Raw genomic sequence first — 16,475 nt, forward strand, 5'->3', positions numbered from 1 at the left:
GCTATAACGCGCCCGAACAATCAGCAAGCGAGAGGATCCGATGCCCTTCACCGCGCCCGTCGCCGAGCAGCGCTTCGTGCTCGATCATGTCGCCCGGGTCGGCGACCTCGGCGTCGACGGCGACGTCCTGGACGCGGTGCTGGAGGGCGCGGGCGAGTTCGCGGCGGGCAGCTGGGCGCCGCTCGACCGCGTCGGCGACACCGTCGGCGCGCGCTGGACGGAGACGGGCGTGATCATGCCCGATGGCTTCCGCGACGCATACCAGGCCTATGTCGCCGGTGGCTGGGGGACGATCGGCAGCCCGGAGGCGTACGGCGGCCAGGGCATGCCCTTCGTCCTGGCAGCGGCGGTGCTGGAGACGCTCGGCGCCGCCAACATGGGGTTCGCGCTGCTGCCGACGCTGACGGTCGGCGCGATCGAGGCGCTGCTGCATCATGGATCGCCCGAGCAGCAGGCGACCTATCTGCCCAAGCTCGCGACCGGCGAGTGGAGCGGGACCATGAACCTGACTGAGCCGCAGGCGGGCAGCGACGTGGGTGCGCTCCGAACCCGCGCAACGCCGCGCGGCGATGGCACGTTTCTGATCGAAGGCACGAAGATCTACATCTCGTTCGGCGATCACGACCTGGCCGACAACATCGTCCACCTGGTGCTCGCCCGCACGCCGGACGCGCCGCCGGGGACGCGCGGGCTGTCGCTGTTCCTGGTGCCCAAGTTCCGGCTGAACGCCGATGGCTCGCCGGGTGAGGCGAACGACATCCGCGTCGTCTCGATCGAGCACAAGATGGGGCTGCACGCGTCGCCGACCTGCGTGCTGTCGTTCGGCGACAATGGCGACTGCACGGGCGAGCTGATCGGGCCGGAGTTCGGCGGCATCCGCGCCATGTTCACGATGATGAACAACGCGCGGCTGAACGTCGGGCTGCAGGGCGTACAGGTGGCGGAGGCGGCGACGCAGCGCGCGCTCGCCTACGCCGCCGGTCGGGTGCAGGGCGCGCGGAACGGGGCCGATGTCGCGATCGTCGAGCACCCGGACGTGCGGCGCATGCTGCTGCGGATGCGGGCGCAGACGATGGCCGCGCGCGCGCTCGTCTACCTGGCGGCGGCGGAGGTGGACCGGGCGGCGGCGGGCGACGCGGACGCCAGGGCGCGGCTAGACCTGCTCACCCCGCTCGCCAAGGCGCACGGCACCGACCTCGGCAACGAGGTCGCGAGCCTCGGCATCCAGGTGCACGGCGGGATGGGCTATGTCGAGGAGACCGGCGCCGCCCAGCACTTCCGCGACGCCCGGATCACCCCGATCTACGAAGGGACCAACGGCATCCAGGCTGCCGACCTGGTCGGGCGCAAGCTGGCGCTAGACAACGGCGGCGCGTTCGCCCGCCTCATCGCCGAGATGCGCGAGGAAGCCGCGGCGGCACCGCTCAGGGACCTGATCGACGCAGTGGACGAGAGCGGCCGTGCGCTGCTCCGCGCGGATAGCGACGATCGGCTCGCGGCGTCCTATCCGTTCCTCACCATGTGCTCGGTCGCGGTGTGCGGCTGGCTGATGGAGCGGGAAGGGCGCATCGCCGCCTCAGGGAACACCCCGTTCCTGCGCCTGAAGGCGGCCGCCGCGCGCTTCTACGTCGAACAGATCGTGCCGGAGGCGTTGGGTCTGCGAGCAGCGGCGCAGGCGAAGGCGGACGTGCTCTACCAGGTGGATGCGGCGACGCTGGCGGCGTGAAGTTCAATCATGCCGCCTGCGCCGTAATGACAGCACCTATCGCCGCGCCCGCGTGTAGGGGATGAAGTCGCCGAAACTGCACGCGCCGCTCTGGAATCCGCTGGTGCGGTCGACGGTGCGGACAAGGTCGCCGCGGCACAGCTGGGTGCCGACCGTGCGGGTCACGATGATGTCGTCGCGGCGAAGTCCGAAGCAGCCGCCGCCCGTGTCGGTCCGGTACAAACGCCCGCCAGCGTCGTACACGATGGTGTTGCCATAGACGCTGCTGTTGGCGCGGAACGGCTGGATGCAGGCCTGCGGCGTGCCCGCGACATAGCCGGCCAGGCGCCGCTCCAGCCGCTCGGCCGCGCGGGCATCCACCGCCGCCTCGCGCGAGGCCTGTTCCGCGCTCGACACGCATCCGGCCAGCGCCACCAGCATCGCCGTCGCCACCGCCGCCCGCATGTCAAACCTCCAGCCGTCCTCTGCGGGATCAACCCCGGAACGCGTCTTTCGCTGCACGTCGCTCGGCAAATTCCTCTGAGTTTTGTGCGCGCAGGAACGGGTTGGTCGCGCGTTCCAAACCCATGTTGGTCGGCAGCGTCGGCTCGCCCGCCGCACGCAGCCGCTCGACCTCCACCATGCGCTGGCGGAGCGCCGCATTGTCCGGCTCCGCGGTCAGCGCGTAGCGGCCGTTGCCGAGCGTATACTCGTGCGCGCCGTAGACGATCGTCGCGTCCGCCATTCCCGTGAACCGGCGCATGTTGGCGAACATCTGCTCCGCCGTTCCCTCGAACAGCCGGCCGCAGCCCATCGCGAACAGCGTGTCGCCGCTGAACAGCAGCGCGTCATCGGCGAAGTGGAAGACGATGTGCCCGGCGGTGTGCCCGGGTGTCTCGAGCACGATCGCTTCGTGCGCGCCGATCCGCACCCGGTCACCCTCCGCCACCTTCTTGTCGAGGGTCGGGATCTTGCCCGCTTCGGCGGCGGGGCCGGTGATCGGGGCGCCGGTGGCTTCCCGCACCGCGGCGTTGCCGCCGGTGTGGTCGGGGTGCCAGTGCGTGTTCCAGATTGCGCTGATCCGCCAGCCGCGCGCGTCCGCCGTGGCGAGCACCGGCGCGGCCTCGCCCGGATCGATCACGACGGTCTCGCCGCTCGCCGCGTCGTGGATCAGCCACACGTAGTTGTCGGAGAGAACGGGGACGCAGGCGACCTCCAGCCCGGCCGCCATCACCACTCGCCCGTGTTCGGCATCGACGCCCAGGGCTCCTGCGGCGGCAGTTCGCCCTTCTGCAGCAGCTCGATGGAGATGTTGTCGGGGGTGCGGACGAACGCCATGTGGCCGTCGCGCGGGGGGCGGTTGATCGTGTAGCCCGCGTCCTGAAGCCGTTGGCACGTGTCATAGATGTTGTCGACGCGGTAGGCGAGGTGGCCGAAGTTGCGCCCGCCGGTGTAGACCTCGCCAGCTTCGCCCTCGTTCGGCCAGTTGTAGGTGAGCTCGACCTCCGCCTTTGCGCGCTCGCCGGGCGCGTTCATGTCCTCGTCCGCGGCGAGGAAGATCAGCGTGAAGCGGCCGCGCTCATTCTCCATCCGCCGTACTTCCTTCAGGCCAAGCACCTCGAAGAAGCGGATGGTCGCGTCCGGATCGGTGACGCGGATCATGGTGTGGAGGTACTGCATCGACGGGCCCCTCATGGTGGTCTGCCGCGCCAGATAGGTCGGACCGCACTATTTGCCAGCGTCGAACTGCGCGAGCGCCGTTCGCGCCGCCGCACCGACCGGGGTGTCGGGCGCGAGCTGCACCGCCTTCATCCAGCCGCCCCGCGCGCCTGGCTCGTCGCCGTCGAGCGCCGAGATGTTGCCGGCTTCGAGCTGCACGGAGGCGTCGTCGGGGGCGCGAGCGAGTGCCTCGGCGATGTCCTTGCGCGCGCGGGGGAGGTCCCCGGTGCGTCGTGCGAGCGTGGCTGAGAGCAGCCAAGCGAGCGGGTCGCCGGCGGCGTGGACCAGCGCCGCGTCCAGGTCGGTGCGGGCGCGTGCGGTCTCGTTGGCGGCGACCAGGGCGCGGGCGCGATCCAGATGCGTCTCGCCGAGCGCGAGGCCGGTTAGCGCCGCCCCGGCAAGTGCGGCATCGAGCGCCGCGCGCGCCTTCTGCGGATCACCCGCGGCGAGCCAGGCATTGCCCGCCTGCGACCAGAGCGTGGCGCTGCGGCGGTCCTTGGCGACCTCCGCATCGCGCGCCGCCTCCTCAAAGGCACCGGCCGCGGCCGGGTAGTTGGCGGCGGCAGCGTAGGCGAAGCCCAGGCACTGGCGCGCGAGGAAGCCCCCGCCCGACAGCCGCCACGACGATGCCGCGGCGGTGCCCTCCGCCGGGTTGGCGGCGGCGATGTCGGCGCATCGCTCCAGCCGAGCCTCCGGCGTCTCGGTGGCGGGCGCAGCCTGGAGCAGCAGGGCGAGGAGGATCATGGGGTCAGCATCTCGATCGTGCTGATCAGCGTGCCGATATCGGCATCGCGCGACAGCCGGTGGTCGCCGTCCTTGATCAGCGTCAGCTGGACGTCGGCTGAACGGATGAGGCTGGCGAGGTGCAGCGTCCGCTCCCACGGCACGTCCCCGTCGCGCTGGCCCTGGATCAGCCGCACTGGGCAGTCGACCGCGATCGGCCCGTGCATCAGTCGCAGCGACTCGCCCGACGACCAGAAGGCGCGAGTGAACACGGTCGGCGCGGGCCCGTAGGGCGAAGGCCGCTCGATGCGCCCCGCGCTCAGCAGCTGAACCTTCTCCTCAGGCGTGAAGCCCCAGTCGGTGAAGTCGGGGGCGGGGGCGATGCCGACGATTGCTGCCACCCGCTCCGGCCGGGCGAGTGCCACCAGGAGCGCGATCCACCCGCCCATCGACGACCCGACCAGCACCACCGGTCCGTCGACCAGCTCGTCTACGATTGCCAGCGCATCGTCGCGCCAGGCGGCGAGCGTTCCCTCCTCGAACGCGCCGGGGCTGGCGCCGCAGCCCGAATAGTCGAAGCGGACGGCGGCACGGCCGTACGCCTTTGCCCAGGCCTCCACCGCCAACGCCTTGCTGCCGGTCATGTCGGAGGCGTAGCCGGGCAGGAAGATCAGGGTTGGCCCGGTGCCGGGCGTGTGGTGATAGGCAAGCGAACGGTTCGACATGGGCGCGCGCCTAGCGCACAATCGCGCACCGACAAACTCGCCCGGCGCGACTGCGGCCGGCAATGGTAGGGTACGGGTACCAGGGAGCAGTTGATGGCGGACAAGGCTGGTGGAATGAACGTCGTGTCGAACCCCTTCGTCGCGGACATCTTCGCAGACGAGGCGATCGCTTTCGACGTGGTCAACGGCACCGTGCGGATCACGCTTGCGACCATGAAGATGGCGGAGGCGGCGGCGCCCTCGCCGATGCACTTCGTCGCCAACGGCCGCGTGATCATGACGGTGCCGGGGGCACAGCGGCTGGCGCTCGCGCTGTTCGACTACCTCAAGAAGCAGGGGCTCGATCCAGCCACGGTGGTCGGGGGCGGAGACGATGCCGCACGAAACTGACTGGCTCGGCTGCGGCTGACCTCTATGGACCCGGAACGATCAAGCGGGCACGCGGTTCACCAGTCGGAGCCGCTGTAGAGTTACAAGAAGGGCGGCAGATGGGGGCGGTGGTCGTCGAGACAGCAGAAGCAAGCGATGATGCCGGCTGGCGCGGGCGCGGGAGCGTGTCGCTGCCGGAGGTGTTCCGCACCATCCCCGTGCCGCAGGGCGCAGCCTGGCCACGCAAGCTCGGTGCCTTTGCCGGCCCGGGCTTCCTGGTCGCGGTCGGCTACATGGATCCGGGCAACTGGGCGACCGACCTCGCGGGTGGATCGGCGTTCGGGTACACGCTGCTCAGCGTCATCCTGCTCTCCAACGTCATGGCGATCATCCTCCAGGCGCTGGCCGCGCGGCTGGGGATCGCGACCGGACGCGACCTCGCGTCCGCCTGTCGCGACGCGTACCGCCGGCCGGTCGCGATCGCGCTCTGGGCCTTGTGCGAGCTCGCGATCGTCGCCTGCGACCTGGCGGAGGTCATCGGCACCGCGATCGGGCTCAACCTGCTGTTCGGAATACCGCTGGTCTGGGGCGTGTGCCTTACCGCGCTCGACGTGCTGCTGATCCTCGCGCTCCAGAAACGCGGCTTTCGCCGGCTGGAGGCGTTCGTGATCGCGCTGATCGCGATCATCGCGCTGTGCTTCGTGTACGAGCTGATCGTGGCGAGCCCCCAGCTCTCGGGCGTACTCGGCGGCTTCGTTCCCTCGGCGGAGATCGTCCGAAATCCGGCGATGCTCTACATCGCGATCGGGATCATCGGGGCGACGGTGATGCCGCACAACCTGTACCTCCACTCCGCTGCGGTGCAGACCCGCGACTACGAACGCACGCCCGCCGGGCGGCGCGAGGCGGCGAAATGGGCGACGATCGACAGCACGGTGGCCTTGAGCCTCGCACTGTTCGTCAACGCCGCGATCCTGATCCTGGCGGCGGCCGCCTTCCACCACACCGGCCAGACGGAGGTGGCGGAGATTCAGGACGCCTATCAGCTGCTGACTCCGACGCTGGGCGCCGCGGCGGCATCGACGCTGTTCGCGGTCGCGCTGCTCGCCTCCGGACAGAATTCCACGGTCACGGCGACGCTCGCGGGACAGATCGTGATGGAGGGGTTCCTGCGGCTGCGGCTCGCGCCCTGGCTCCGCCGGCTGATCACCCGTGCGCTCGCGATCATCCCCGCAGTGATCGTGGCGGCGCTCTACGGCGAGAGCGGCACCGCGCGGCTGCTGGTGCTGAGCCAGGTCGTGCTGTCGATGCAGCTGCCGTTCGCGATCGTGCCGCTGGTGCATTTCACCTCCGACCGGACCAAGATGGGCGACTTGGTCAGCCCAACGTGGCTCAAGGCGGCCGCCTGGGTCATCACGGGCGTGATCGTGGTGCTGAACGTCAAGCTGCTGACCGATACCGCCGGGCTGACCAGCTGATCAGCCGCCCTGCAATGCCCGCACCAGCGCGTCGTTGATCTCCGCCGCGGTATAGGGCTTGCTCAGCACCTCGGCCGCGACCGCCGTCGGTCCAAGCGTGTGCCCGTAGCCGGTCGCGAACACGATCGGCACCGCGCGAGCCGCGAGCGCATCGGCGAGCGCCAGGCTGGTATCCGGCCCCAGGTTGACGTCCAGGATCGCGGCGTCGATCCGCCCGTCCTCGGCCTGCGCCAAGCCCTGCGGCAGCGAATAGGCCGGGCCGACCACCTCGCAGCCGAGATCGGTCAGAATGTCCTCCAGGCACATGGCAACGATCGGTTCGTCCTCCACCACCAGCACGCGCTTGCCCGTCAGCTGCCTCATCCCCGTCCTTCCGCGGGCAACGGCGCATCGACGACGCAGCGGACACCCTCCGCCGCGAACGTGACGCTAACCGTCCCGTTGAGCTCGGCCGCGAGGCCGCGCTCGATCATGCGGGTGCCGAAGCCGCGCCGCGCGGGCGCAGCGACCGACGGACCGCCCCGTTCCCGCCATTCCATGCGCAGCCGCTGCTCGCCCTCACCTGCGTTAGTGCTCCAGTCGACCGCAACACTGCCCTGCGCCACGGAGAGCGCGCCGTACTTGACTGCGTTGGTCGCGAGCTCGTGAATGGCGAGCGCGATCGATACGGCGGTCTTGGGCGCGACCAGCAGGTCGGGGCCGGCGAGCCTAAAGGCCTGTGGCCGACCGTGCGGCGCAATCGTCTCCTCAATTACTCGCCGCATCGGAACGGGGGACCAATGCTGGTCGGTGAGCAGGTTGTGCGCGGCGGCAAGCGCTGCGAGCCGCCCTTCGAACGCCGCGCGCGCGGCGAGCGGGTCGACGTCGGGCTTCAGCGTCTGATGCGCGATCCCCTGCACGATCGCGAGCATGTTCTTCACGCGGTGGTTGAGCTCGTCGATCAGCAGCTGCTGGCGCGCTTCCGCGGTCTTGCGCTCGGTGATGTCGAACGACACGCCGACGAAGCGGCTTGGTCGGCCGTCGCGATAGTCGATCCGGCTGCCGTGGCTCTGGAGCCAGCGGATGCCGTCCGGGCGGCGGATCCGGTAATCGATGTTGTACGGCTCGCCCTGCCCGAAGCAGCGCGCGACCGCATCGCGTGCGATGCCCTCGTCGTCCGGGTGCACCCGGGCGAGCCAGTCGTCGACGCTGCCGCTGTGGTCATCGGTGCGCGGGTAGCCGAGCAGGTCGAAGCGGTTGGGCGACCAGCGGCCGCGTGCGGTGCGGAGATCGGCCTCCCATGTCGCCATGCCCGCGCCCTCGATCGCGAGGCGCAGGCTTTCCGCGCTCTGCCGGAGCGATGCTTCCGCCTCATGCCGCTCCGTCACGTCGTGCGCGACGCCGATGAAACCGTCGTGCTCGCCGCCCGAGCCCCAGCGCGGCTGCGATACCGACTGGAGCCAGCGCCACTCGCCATCGGCCCGGCGGTAGCGCGCCTCGAGCGTGAAGGTGCCGAGGCTCGCTTCGCCGGCGGTCGACTCCGCGGTGATGCGGGCGGCATCCTCGGGGTGGATGATGGTGCGCCAGTCGAGCGCCGTCGCGTCGGCGTAGTCTCCCCCCACGAAGCCGACATAGGCCTTGTTCACGAACGACCGGCGACGGTTCAGGTCGGTCACCCACATCGGCACCGGTGCGGAATCCGCAATGAGCCGAAAATCGCCTGCCGTGATCCTGTCTGTCACCTGCAACGTCAATTCGTCCTTGCCCCGCCGGCATTGTCGGTGGCGTGACGCCCTGCGCCGCGCGGCGTTGATGCGTCAAGGCCTGCGCCCGGGATGGTTAACAGCGGCTTAGCGGATTCGCGGTCGCACGGGTGCACGGGCCGAAGGAAACGTGGTCTGCCGCAACTTGCGCGCAATCGGCGGTCATGCTGGCGTGTGTCGCTCGACGCCTTACAGTGCGCGACGACGCCGCGGTGCTGGAGTGCGAAAGGATCGATGAGAGTAGACACCGCCCCTGCCCAGGCGCCCGCGCGCAGGCCGTTCTACACGCACCTGTACGCGCAGGTGCTGGTGGCGATCGTACTGGGCGCGCTGCTTGGACATTTCTACCCGGCGACCGGCGAAGCACTGAAGCCGCTCGGCGACGGTTTCATCAAGCTGGTCAAGATGGTGATCGCGCCGGTCATTTTCCTGACGCTGGTGAGCGGTATCGCCGGGATGCGCGAGTTGGGCGCGGTGGGGCGCGTCGCGGGCAAGGCGTTCGCCTATTTCCTGTTCTTCTCGACGCTTGCGCTCATCATCGGGCTGGTCGTCGCCAACTTGGTGCAGCCGGGTGCGGGGATGAACGTCGATCCCGCGACGCTCGATCGCGGGGCGGTGCAGGGCTACGCCAATCAGGCGCATGAGACGTCGATCACCGGCTTCCTGCTCGGTGCGATCCCGGAAACGCTCGTCTCCGCGCTGACGCAGGGCAACATCCTTCAGGTCCTGCTGGTCGCGATCCTGTTCGGCATTTCGCTGAGCCTGGTCGGCAAGCCGGCCGAGCCCGTGCTCGACATGATTGAGCGGCTGGGCGCGGTCGTGTTCCGGCTGGTCGGTATCCTGATGCGCGCGGCGCCGATCGGGGCATTCGGCGCGATCGCCTTCACTGTCGGCAAATACGGGGCGGGCAGCCTCGTCAATCTGGGCGGGCTGGTCGCGACCTTCTATCTTACCTCAATCTTCTTCGTACTGGTGGTGCTGGGCACTGTCGCGTGGGCCCACGGCTTCTCGATCCTGAAGCTCATCGCGTACCTGAAGGCCGAGCTGCTGCTGGTGCTCGGCACCTCCTCCTCGGAGGCAGCGCTTCCGAACCTCATCACCAAGCTGGAGGCAGCCGGGTGCGACCGCGGTGTCGTCGGGCTGGTCGTGCCGACGGGCTACTCGTTCAACCTCGACGGCACCAACATCTACATGACGCTTGCCGCGCTGTTCATCGCGCAGGCCTGCGGCGTGGAGCTGTCGTGGGGCGACCAGTTCCTGCTGGTCGGCGTCGCGATGCTGTCGTCGAAGGGAGCGGCCGGCGTGACCGGCGCGGGCTTCATCACGCTTGCCGCGACGCTCTCGATCGTGCCCGCGGTGCCGGTCGCGGGTATGGCGCTGATCCTGGGCGTCGATCGCTTCATGAGCGAGTGCCGCAGCCTCACCAACTTCGTCGGGAACGCCGTCGCCGCGATCGTCGTCGCGCGCTGGGAGGGGAAGCTCGACCGGCAGCGCCTGGCCGCAACCCTGGCTGGTCGCGGGCCAGCCGCATCGACCGCGGAACGGGCGCCCGCCACGACGATTGTCGGCGAGTGATATTAGCGAAGGGCAACCCGTGAAGCTTCTCCCGCTCGCGTTCCTGATGATCGGCGCGGTGCCGCTGCAGGCACAGGTGACAGCGCCGCGCCCGGCGCCCGTCGAGCGTCCCGCACCGCAGCCCGGTCCGCCCCGAACGGCACCGCGACGCATCCTGTTCATCGGCAACAGCTTCACCCAGGGTGCCTTCTCGCCGGTCCGGAACTGGCGCGCGCACACGGTCACCGACCTGAACGGCGCGGGCTTCGGCGGCGTGCCCGCGCTCTTCAAGCATTTCACGGCCGCGGTCGGCCTCTCCTACGACGTCAGCCTGGAGACTGCGGGCGGGCGCTCGCTCGGCTTCCACTATGATGAGCGGCGCCAACTGTTCGACCGTGCGTGGGACGTGGTGGTGCTGCAGGAGTACTCGACACTCGATCCCGATCGACCGGGCGATCCGACCAACTACCTTCGCGACGTCGGCCGGCTCGCCACGCTGTTCCGCGCCCGCAATCCAGCGGTGCGCCTTGAGTTGATGGCGACGTGGAGCCGCCCGGACGTGGTCTACCGCCCTGGCTCACCCTGGTCGAACACGCCGATCACCCGCATGGCGACCGACCTGCGCACAGCCGCCGATCGCGCGCGGGCCGCAACGCCCGGCGTCGCGGGGGTGCTGCCGGTCGGAGAGGCGTGGAATCGCGCGATCACGGTCCGGCTGGCCGATCCGAACCCGTATGACGGCATCGCCGCCGGACAGGTGAACCTGTGGGCGTGGGACCATTACCATGCGAGTGCGCTCGGCTATTACCTGGAAGCACTCATCGTCTTCGGGCAGATCACCGGCCGCGATCCGCGCATGCTCGGTCGGGACGAAGCAGCGGCCAGCGAGCTCGGTATCGACCCCGCCGTCGCGGGCGCCTTGCAGCAGATCGCCTGGGAGGAGCTGCAGGCGAGCGGACGCCGCTGACGATCAGTCCGTCAGCTCAGCCAGTCGCGCCGGCTCGTGGATCGGGCAGCCGTTGACGCGTCCGCGATAGCCCGCCGACATGCGGTACGGGTCATTGCGCGCCCGGTTGACGCCGCCCAGCGGCTGGTGCGCGGCCAGGCCATGCCACGGCATGAAGGACAGCTTGTCCTCCGTCGCGTCGCTCGCGCCCGGCTGCCACGCCAGCTGCGGCTCCACGGTGATCGTCGCCACAGTGCGGAACGGACTCTCTTCCTCGTCCCAGACGACGCTCGCGTCCTCGACCGGCATCTTCTCGAGATCGGTGCAGAGCTGCACGCGCAGCTCCCAGGTGCCGCCCTGCTCGATCAGCAGCTCGTTCATCGCCTCGCGGATCGCGTCGGGGCGGCCGCTCGCGTTGATCGTCTCGTCGGCGAAGTCGCGGATGCCGCTCACCGGCACCACCGCGAACTTGGCGATATGCTCGCCGTATCGAAACGGCGTCTGGCTGTAGTAGGTCGCGCCGAGCGGGTGCACGGGCTTCGCGCCGCCCATGGTGCTCAGCATCGCGCTCTGGCCGCCGACCGCCTCGACCACCGCTTCGGCGCCGCGCAGGAAGGCGGACAGCAGCTTCTTCGCGCCCTCCGCCTTGTCGGTCGTCTTGGCCAGCAGCTTGAGGTTGCCGAGGAACTGCTTCGGGTCCGCCGCGGCAAAGGCGGGCGCGTTCGCCATCACGAAATCCTGGGTGCCGTCCCCCTCCGAGCCGGGCAGGCGATCGCCCTCTACCCCGAGCACCTTGATCGCGAGGCCGCGCGGCAGGCTGATCGAATCGTCGAGGATGTCGCCGGCATTGGTGGAGAAGCGCAAGACCGCCTCAAAGGTGCCGCCGTGCGCGAACAGGCCCTGCGCCAGCTCGGGCGGCAGGTCGTCGGCGACCGTCAGCGTGCCGCGCGCGATCCCGTGCCCCTTCGCATGCACCGCCCGCACGCCGCGGTCGTAATCGGCGGAGGTCGTGTCCAGGATGGTACGGAACTGCTCCTCCAGGCCGCGGATTGTCTCCGCCTCGTCGGCCGCAACCTTTTCAACATCGGGCGAAAAATGGACGAACTGGGCCATGGCACGTATCTCCGATCTGGACTCGCACCTGAACCATTCCGGATGGCAGTCGTTCCGGTACGATTGCGTCTTGGGGCGCTTTGGTGAAGGGCAGGGGCATGAGGCAGCGCGGCGACAGGCCGGAGGTCAAGCCGTTCAAGGGACCGGCCGGCGGCTGGGGCTCGGTCCGCTCGCTTGCCGAGATCCTGCCGCGCGAACGCGTGACGCCTCAGGTCGTGGCGGAGCTTGCGCGGCAGAACAAGCCGGACGGGTTCATGTGCGTGAGCTGCGCCTGGTCGAAGCCCGCCGACGCGCTGCCGTTCGAGTTCTGCGAGGAAGGTGGCAAGGCGACCGCGTGGGAGCTGACCACGCAACGCACCACGCCCGCGTTCTTCCAGGCGCATACGCTGACCGAGCTGCGCGGCTGGAGCGACTATCAGCTGGAGGAGCACGGGCGGCTGACCCATCCGCTTCGCTACGACCCGGCGACCGACCGATATGTCGCAATCGACTGGGCATCGGCGTTCGATGAGATCGCCGCCGAGCTGAAGGCGCTCGAGCCAAAGTCGGTCGTTTTCTACGCTTCCGGCCGCGCCAGCCTGGAGGCGTCGTACATGTACGCGCTGATGGCGCGCATGTACGGCAACCAGAACCTGCCCGACAGCTCCAACATGTGCCACGAATCTACGTCGGTCGGGCTGAAGGCGGCGATCGGCCAACCGGTCGGCACCACCCGGCTGCACGATTTCGAGCTGTGCGACGCGATCCTGTTCTTCGGCCAGAACGTCGGATCGAACGCGCCGCGCATGCTCCACCCGCTGCGCGACGCCCGCAAGCGCGGATGCGAGATCATCACCTTCAATCCGCTGCGGGAGCGCGGGCTGGAGCGCTTCACCGACCCGCAGAACCCTGTCGAGATGGCGACGCTGGCGGAGACGCGAATTTCTACGCAATATCATCAGGTCAAGGCGGGCGGCGACCTGGCGGTGATGAACGGCATGGCGAAGCTGCTGCTCGAGTGGGACGACGCGGCGCAGGCGGAGGGCGCGCCGCGCGTGCTCGACGTCGAATTCATCGACGCGCACACCAGCGGTTTCGACGACTTCGCCGCCGCCGTCCGCGCCGCGGACTGGGCGGAGATCGAGCGCGAAGCCGGTTTGCCGCGCGCGGATATCGAGGCGGCCGCGCGGGTCTATGCCAAGGCACAGGCCGTGCTCGGCATCTACGGCATGGGGCTCACCCAGCATGTGAAGGGCGTGGAGAACGTCCGCATGCTGATCAACCTGCTGCTGATGCGCGGCAACGTGGGAAAGCCCGGCGCCGGGCCGACGCCGGTGCGCGGGCACTCCAACGTCCAAGGCCAGCGGACGGTCGGGATCACCGAGAAGACCGAGCTCGCCCCGGTCGACAAGCTGCGCGAGCTCTACCACTTCGAACCGCCGAGCGAGAAGGGGCTGGACACGGTCGAGGCGTGCCGGGGCGTCATCGACGGATCGGTCAGGGGTTTTGTCGCGCTCGGCGGCAACTTCCTGCGCGCGGTGCCGGAAACCGGGCCGATGGAGGCAGCATGGCCCAAGCTCCGCCTGTCGGTGCAGATCGCGACCAAGCTTAATCGCAATCACCTGTTCGCGGGCGAGGTGACCTACCTGCTGCCGTGCCTCGGCCGGATCGAAAAGGACGTGCAGGCGAGCGGCCCGCAGGCGGTGTCGATGGAGGATTCGACCAGCTGCATCCACGGCTCAAAGGGGCGCATCGACCCGGCGAGCCCGCACCTCCTGTCAGAGCCGGCGATCGTCGGCGCGATCGCCAAGCGGCTGCTGCCCGAGAACCCCAACGTGCCGTGGGAAGCGTGGGTCGGCAACTACGCGCTGGTCCGCGACGCGATCGAGCGGACGTATCCGGACAAGTTCAAGGACTTCAACGCCAAGCTCTTCCAGCCCGGCGGGTTCTGGAAGGGGAACAAGGCAACCGAGCGGATCTGGGAGACCCCGACCGGAAAGGCGGAGTTCCTCACGCCCGAGAACCTGTCCGCCACCGGCTTCGCCGATGCCGACGGGCGCTTCCGGCTGGTGACGCTCAGGTCCAACGACCAGTTCAACACCACCATCTACGGCTACCACGATCGCTTTCGCGGGGTCCGCGGCACGCGCGACGTGCTGTTCATCAACCCCAGCGACATGAAGAAGCAGGGTCTGCGTGAGGGGCAGAAGGTGGCACTGGTCGGCGACGCCGGAGACGGTGTCGAACGGCGCAAGGACGGCTATATCGTTACGCCCTACTCGATCCCGGAGGGGTGCATCGGCGCCTATTATCCCGAGTGCAACGTGCTGATCCCGCTGGAGCACCACGCCAAGGAGAGTCACGTGCCTGCCGCCAAGTCGGTCCCGGTGCGCATCGAGGCATGAGCGACCGCGGCGCGGCGATGGTCGCGCTGGAGCGGGTGGCAAGCGGCGGTAACCGGGACACGGCGACGCGGGCGGTTGCGGTCGAGCGGCCGGTCGCGATCGAGGTCAACGGCCTCGGCTACGCCGTGCTGATGGCGACCCCCGCCGACCTGGCGGACCTGGGCGTCGGCTTCGCATTGACCGAGCGGCTGATCGACGGAGCATCCGACGTGATCGACATCGATGTTCATGCGGCGCAGCAGGGTGATGTGCTGCGGCTCACCGTCGCGCCCGCACTTGCCGAGCGGGTCGTCGCGCGGGTGCGGCATCGCACGTCCGATTCCTCCTGCGGCCTGTGCGGGATCGAGAACCTTGAGCAGGCGCTCCGGCCGCTGCCGCGCGTCACCGCGGACTGGACCGGCGATGCCGCCGCGATCTTCCGCGCCTATGCGGCGCTCGGCGAGCATCAGGCGCTAAACCGCGCGACCGGCGCCGTCCACGCCGCGGCCGCCTGCACTGAGGAGGGCGCCATCCGGCTGGTGCGCGAGGATGTCGGGCGTCATAACGCCTTCGACAAGCTGATCGGGGCGATGGCGCGCGCGCGCGAGGGATGGGACGGCGGGTTCGCGCTGCTCACCTCGCGCTGCTCGTTCGAGCTGGTCGAGAAGGCGGTGCTGAGCGGCTGCCCGATGCTTGCTACCATCTCCGCGCCCACCAGCCTCGCCCTGGAGCGGGCGCGCACGGCCGGGCTGCCGCTCCACACGCTGGTCCGCGGCGACGCGCTGCTGGCGAGCACGTGAGGCTGCTCGGCGCGCTGCTTGCCGGCGGCGAGTCGCGGCGGTTCGGCACCGACAAGGCGCAGGCGCTGCTCGGTGCGCGGACGCTGATTGGCCACGCGGAGGCTGGCTTGCGGCCGCAGGTCGCGGCGCTGGTGCGGGCAGGGGGCGGTGGCTTGCCTGATAGGCCGGCGCCCGGCCTTGGGCCGCTCGGCGGCCTCAACGCCGGGCTGCATCACGCCCGCGCGCACGGCTTCGACGCGGTGGTCAGCTGGCCGTGCGACGCGCCGGTGGTGCCGGACGATCTGGTCACTCGGCTCGGCTCCGGCGGTCCGGCGTTCGTCCGCGACTGTCCGGTCGTCGGCTACTGGCCCGCAACGCTCGCCGACGCGCTCGACGCGCACCTCGTCGGCAGCGAAGACCGCTCGATGCGTAGCTGGACCGCCGCGATCGGCGCGGTGGCGATCGACCTGCCGCCGATCGCCAACATCAACACGCCCGCCGACTTGGCGGCGCTGGCCGCTCAGCTCCGCTCGGACAGGTAGTAGCGATCGGTGGCGTTAAGCTGCTCGTCCAACTCGTACACGATTGGCTGACCAGTCGGGATTTCCAGCGAGGCGATGTCCTTTTCCGAGATGCCGGACAGGTGCTTCACCAGCGCACGAAGCGAGTTGCCGTGCGCGGAGATGACGACGCGCCTCCCCGCGGTCAGTTCGGGCGCGATCCGGCTCTCCCAATAAGGCAGCACGCGCGCGATCGTGTCCTTGAGGCTCTCGGTCTGCGGGATCGGCACGCCCTTGTAGCGCTCGTCCTTTGCAAGATCCCACGGCGAGCCCTCTTCCGGCAGCGGCGGCGGCACGTCGAAGCTGCGACGCCACAGCTTCACCTGCTCGTCGCCGTGCCTGGCCGCGGTCTCCGCCTTGTTGAGGCCGGTGAGGCCGCCATAATGCCGCTCGTTCAGCCGCCAGTCCTTCTCGACCGGCAGCCACAGCCGCCCCATCGCCTCCAGCGCCAGGTTGAGCGTCTTGATCGCGCGCGACTGGAAGCTGGTGAAGCAGATGTCGAAGTCGAGCCCGGCCGCCTTCATCGCCTCGCCCGCCGCCCAGGCCTCGCCCACGCCCTGCTCGGTCAGGTCGACGTCCCACCAGCCGGTGAAGCGGTTCTCCAGGTTCCAGGCCGATTGGCCGTGGCGGATCAGGACGAGTGTCGGCACGGGCGTGCTCCTTGATTGGCGTCGCCGGCTGATAGAGAGCGGGGACGCG

General features: G+C 69.5%; 17 protein-coding genes. 8 read left to right on the forward strand and 9 right to left on the reverse strand.

What is annotated here, in order from left to right:
* Positions 1–40: 40 nt before the first annotated feature.
* Complete coding sequence (locus CRO12_RS08660) at positions 41–1,726, forward strand: acyl-CoA dehydrogenase family protein (protein ID WP_097063661.1); 1,686 nt, start codon at positions 41–43, stop codon at positions 1,724–1,726.
* Between the two features lie 36 nt (positions 1,727–1,762).
* On the opposite strand, the gene CRO12_RS08665 is transcribed toward CRO12_RS08660, so the two are convergent.
* Genes CRO12_RS08665 through CRO12_RS08685 form a run of 5 tightly spaced genes read right to left on the reverse strand, consistent with a single transcriptional unit; the run spans position 1,763 to position 4,872 of the window.
* Positions 1,763–2,170, reverse strand: coding sequence for a hypothetical protein (locus tag CRO12_RS08665; RefSeq protein ID WP_245858348.1), 408 nt, complete (start codon positions 2,168–2,170; stop codon positions 1,763–1,765).
* Positions 2,171–2,198: 28 nt separating this feature from the next.
* Positions 2,199–2,936, reverse strand: coding sequence for a hydroxyacylglutathione hydrolase (gloB, locus tag CRO12_RS08670; RefSeq protein WP_097064252.1), 738 nt, complete (start codon positions 2,934–2,936; stop codon positions 2,199–2,201).
* Positions 2,936–3,385, reverse strand: a complete 450-nt coding sequence (locus tag CRO12_RS08675) for a VOC family protein (protein ID WP_097063662.1) — start codon at positions 3,383–3,385, stop codon at positions 2,936–2,938. The genes gloB and CRO12_RS08675 overlap by 1 nt, the downstream gene beginning before the upstream one ends.
* A 48-nt stretch (positions 3,386–3,433) precedes the next feature.
* On the reverse strand, positions 3,434–4,168 hold the full coding sequence (locus CRO12_RS08680) for a tetratricopeptide repeat protein (protein WP_097063663.1): 735 nt from the start codon (positions 4,166–4,168) through the stop codon (positions 3,434–3,436).
* Complete coding sequence (locus CRO12_RS08685; protein ID WP_097063664.1) at positions 4,165–4,872, reverse strand: alpha/beta fold hydrolase; 708 nt, start codon at positions 4,870–4,872, stop codon at positions 4,165–4,167. The genes CRO12_RS08680 and CRO12_RS08685 overlap by 4 nt, the downstream gene beginning before the upstream one ends.
* A gap of 93 nt (positions 4,873–4,965) precedes the next feature.
* Between CRO12_RS08685 and CRO12_RS08690 the strand changes: the two genes are divergently transcribed.
* Together CRO12_RS08690 and CRO12_RS08695 are read left to right on the forward strand one after the other, a co-directional pair.
* Positions 4,966–5,262 carry a hypothetical protein gene (locus tag CRO12_RS08690; protein ID WP_144033572.1) on the forward strand — a complete coding sequence of 99 codons (297 nt, stop codon included), beginning with the start codon at positions 4,966–4,968 and terminating at the stop codon, positions 5,260–5,262.
* Between the two features lie 98 nt (positions 5,263–5,360).
* Positions 5,361–6,719 carry an Nramp family divalent metal transporter gene (locus CRO12_RS08695; RefSeq protein WP_097063666.1) on the forward strand — a complete coding sequence of 453 codons (1,359 nt, stop codon included), beginning with the start codon at positions 5,361–5,363 and terminating at the stop codon, positions 6,717–6,719.
* Here the strand turns inward: CRO12_RS08695 and CRO12_RS08700 are convergent, their stop codons facing one another.
* Together CRO12_RS08700 and CRO12_RS08705 are read right to left on the reverse strand one after the other, a co-directional pair.
* The gene (locus CRO12_RS08700) at positions 6,720–7,082 is read right to left on the reverse strand and encodes a response regulator (protein WP_097063667.1); all 363 of its coding nucleotides are present in this window, start codon (positions 7,080–7,082) and stop codon (positions 6,720–6,722) included.
* Positions 7,079–8,440, reverse strand: coding sequence for a sensor histidine kinase (locus CRO12_RS08705; protein WP_281253397.1), 1,362 nt, complete (start codon positions 8,438–8,440; stop codon positions 7,079–7,081). Before CRO12_RS08705 ends, CRO12_RS08700 begins: the two co-directional genes overlap by 4 nt.
* A gap of 255 nt (positions 8,441–8,695) precedes the next feature.
* Between CRO12_RS08705 and CRO12_RS08710 the strand changes: the two genes are divergently transcribed.
* Both CRO12_RS08710 and CRO12_RS08715 read left to right on the forward strand, forming a co-directional pair.
* Positions 8,696–10,036 (forward strand): dicarboxylate/amino acid:cation symporter, encoded by a 1,341-nt coding sequence (locus CRO12_RS08710; RefSeq protein ID WP_097063669.1) that lies wholly within the window; start codon positions 8,696–8,698, stop codon positions 10,034–10,036.
* Between the two features lie 19 nt (positions 10,037–10,055).
* Entirely contained in the window at positions 10,056–10,982 is a 927-nt protein-coding gene (locus CRO12_RS08715) for a PEP-CTERM sorting domain-containing protein (protein ID WP_097063670.1), read from the forward strand.
* Between the two features lie 3 nt (positions 10,983–10,985).
* Here the strand turns inward: CRO12_RS08715 and CRO12_RS08720 are convergent, their stop codons facing one another.
* Entirely contained in the window at positions 10,986–12,074 is a 1,089-nt protein-coding gene (locus CRO12_RS08720) for a catalase family protein (RefSeq protein WP_097063671.1), read from the reverse strand.
* Positions 12,075–12,172: 98 nt separating this feature from the next.
* Between CRO12_RS08720 and CRO12_RS08725 the strand changes: the two genes are divergently transcribed.
* Genes CRO12_RS08725 through mobA form a run of 3 tightly spaced genes read left to right on the forward strand, consistent with a single transcriptional unit; the run spans position 12,173 to position 15,758 of the window.
* Positions 12,173–14,458 (forward strand): FdhF/YdeP family oxidoreductase, encoded by a 2,286-nt coding sequence (locus CRO12_RS08725; protein WP_097063672.1) that lies wholly within the window; start codon positions 12,173–12,175, stop codon positions 14,456–14,458.
* The gene (gene fdhD, locus CRO12_RS08730; RefSeq protein ID WP_425443006.1) at positions 14,455–15,237 is read left to right on the forward strand and encodes a formate dehydrogenase accessory sulfurtransferase FdhD; all 783 of its coding nucleotides are present in this window, start codon (positions 14,455–14,457) and stop codon (positions 15,235–15,237) included. The genes CRO12_RS08725 and fdhD overlap by 4 nt, the downstream gene beginning before the upstream one ends.
* Positions 15,234–15,758 carry a molybdenum cofactor guanylyltransferase gene (mobA, locus tag CRO12_RS08735; protein ID WP_097063673.1) on the forward strand — a complete coding sequence of 175 codons (525 nt, stop codon included), beginning with the start codon at positions 15,234–15,236 and terminating at the stop codon, positions 15,756–15,758. Before fdhD ends, mobA begins: the two co-directional genes overlap by 4 nt.
* On the opposite strand, the gene gpmA is transcribed toward mobA, so the two are convergent.
* Positions 15,737–16,426, reverse strand: a complete 690-nt coding sequence (gpmA, locus tag CRO12_RS08740) for a 2,3-diphosphoglycerate-dependent phosphoglycerate mutase (protein ID WP_097063674.1) — start codon at positions 16,424–16,426, stop codon at positions 15,737–15,739. The two genes, mobA and gpmA, sit on opposite strands and share 22 nt — an antisense overlap.
* Positions 16,427–16,475 lie beyond the last annotated feature (49 nt).

The organism is Sphingomonas guangdongensis (genome assembly GCF_900199185.1).
In the GTDB taxonomy this organism is placed as follows: domain Bacteria; phylum Pseudomonadota; class Alphaproteobacteria; order Sphingomonadales; family Sphingomonadaceae; genus Sphingomonas; species Sphingomonas guangdongensis.

Bases quoted from the DNA above. Each gene is read 5' to 3' on its own strand.
- CRO12_RS08720 (WP_097063671.1), bottom strand. From the start codon at position 12,074: ATGGCCCAGTTCGTCCATTTTTCGCCCGATGTTGAAAAGGTTGCGGCC.
- CRO12_RS08710 (WP_097063669.1), top strand. From the start codon at position 8,696: ATGAGAGTAGACACCGCCCCTGCCCAGGCGCCCGCGCGCAGGCCGTTC.
- CRO12_RS08665 (WP_245858348.1), bottom strand. From the start codon at position 2,170: ATGCGGGCGGCGGTGGCGACGGCGATGCTGGTGGCGCTGGCCGGATGC.
- CRO12_RS08685 (WP_097063664.1), bottom strand. From the start codon at position 4,872: ATGTCGAACCGTTCGCTTGCCTATCACCACACGCCCGGCACCGGGCCA.
- gloB (WP_097064252.1), bottom strand. From the start codon at position 2,936: ATGGCGGCCGGGCTGGAGGTCGCCTGCGTCCCCGTTCTCTCCGACAAC.
- fdhD (WP_425443006.1), top strand. From the start codon at position 14,455: ATGAGCGACCGCGGCGCGGCGATGGTCGCGCTGGAGCGGGTGGCAAGC.
- CRO12_RS08680 (WP_097063663.1), bottom strand. From the start codon at position 4,168: ATGATCCTCCTCGCCCTGCTGCTCCAGGCTGCGCCCGCCACCGAGACG.
- CRO12_RS08725 (WP_097063672.1), top strand. From the start codon at position 12,173: ATGAGGCAGCGCGGCGACAGGCCGGAGGTCAAGCCGTTCAAGGGACCG.
- CRO12_RS08690 (WP_144033572.1), top strand. From the start codon at position 4,966: ATGGCGGACAAGGCTGGTGGAATGAACGTCGTGTCGAACCCCTTCGTC.
- CRO12_RS08660 (WP_097063661.1), top strand. From the start codon at position 41: ATGCCCTTCACCGCGCCCGTCGCCGAGCAGCGCTTCGTGCTCGATCAT.
- CRO12_RS08700 (WP_097063667.1), bottom strand. From the start codon at position 7,082: ATGAGGCAGCTGACGGGCAAGCGCGTGCTGGTGGTGGAGGACGAACCG.
- CRO12_RS08675 (WP_097063662.1), bottom strand. From the start codon at position 3,385: ATGCAGTACCTCCACACCATGATCCGCGTCACCGATCCGGACGCGACC.
- CRO12_RS08695 (WP_097063666.1), top strand. From the start codon at position 5,361: ATGGGGGCGGTGGTCGTCGAGACAGCAGAAGCAAGCGATGATGCCGGC.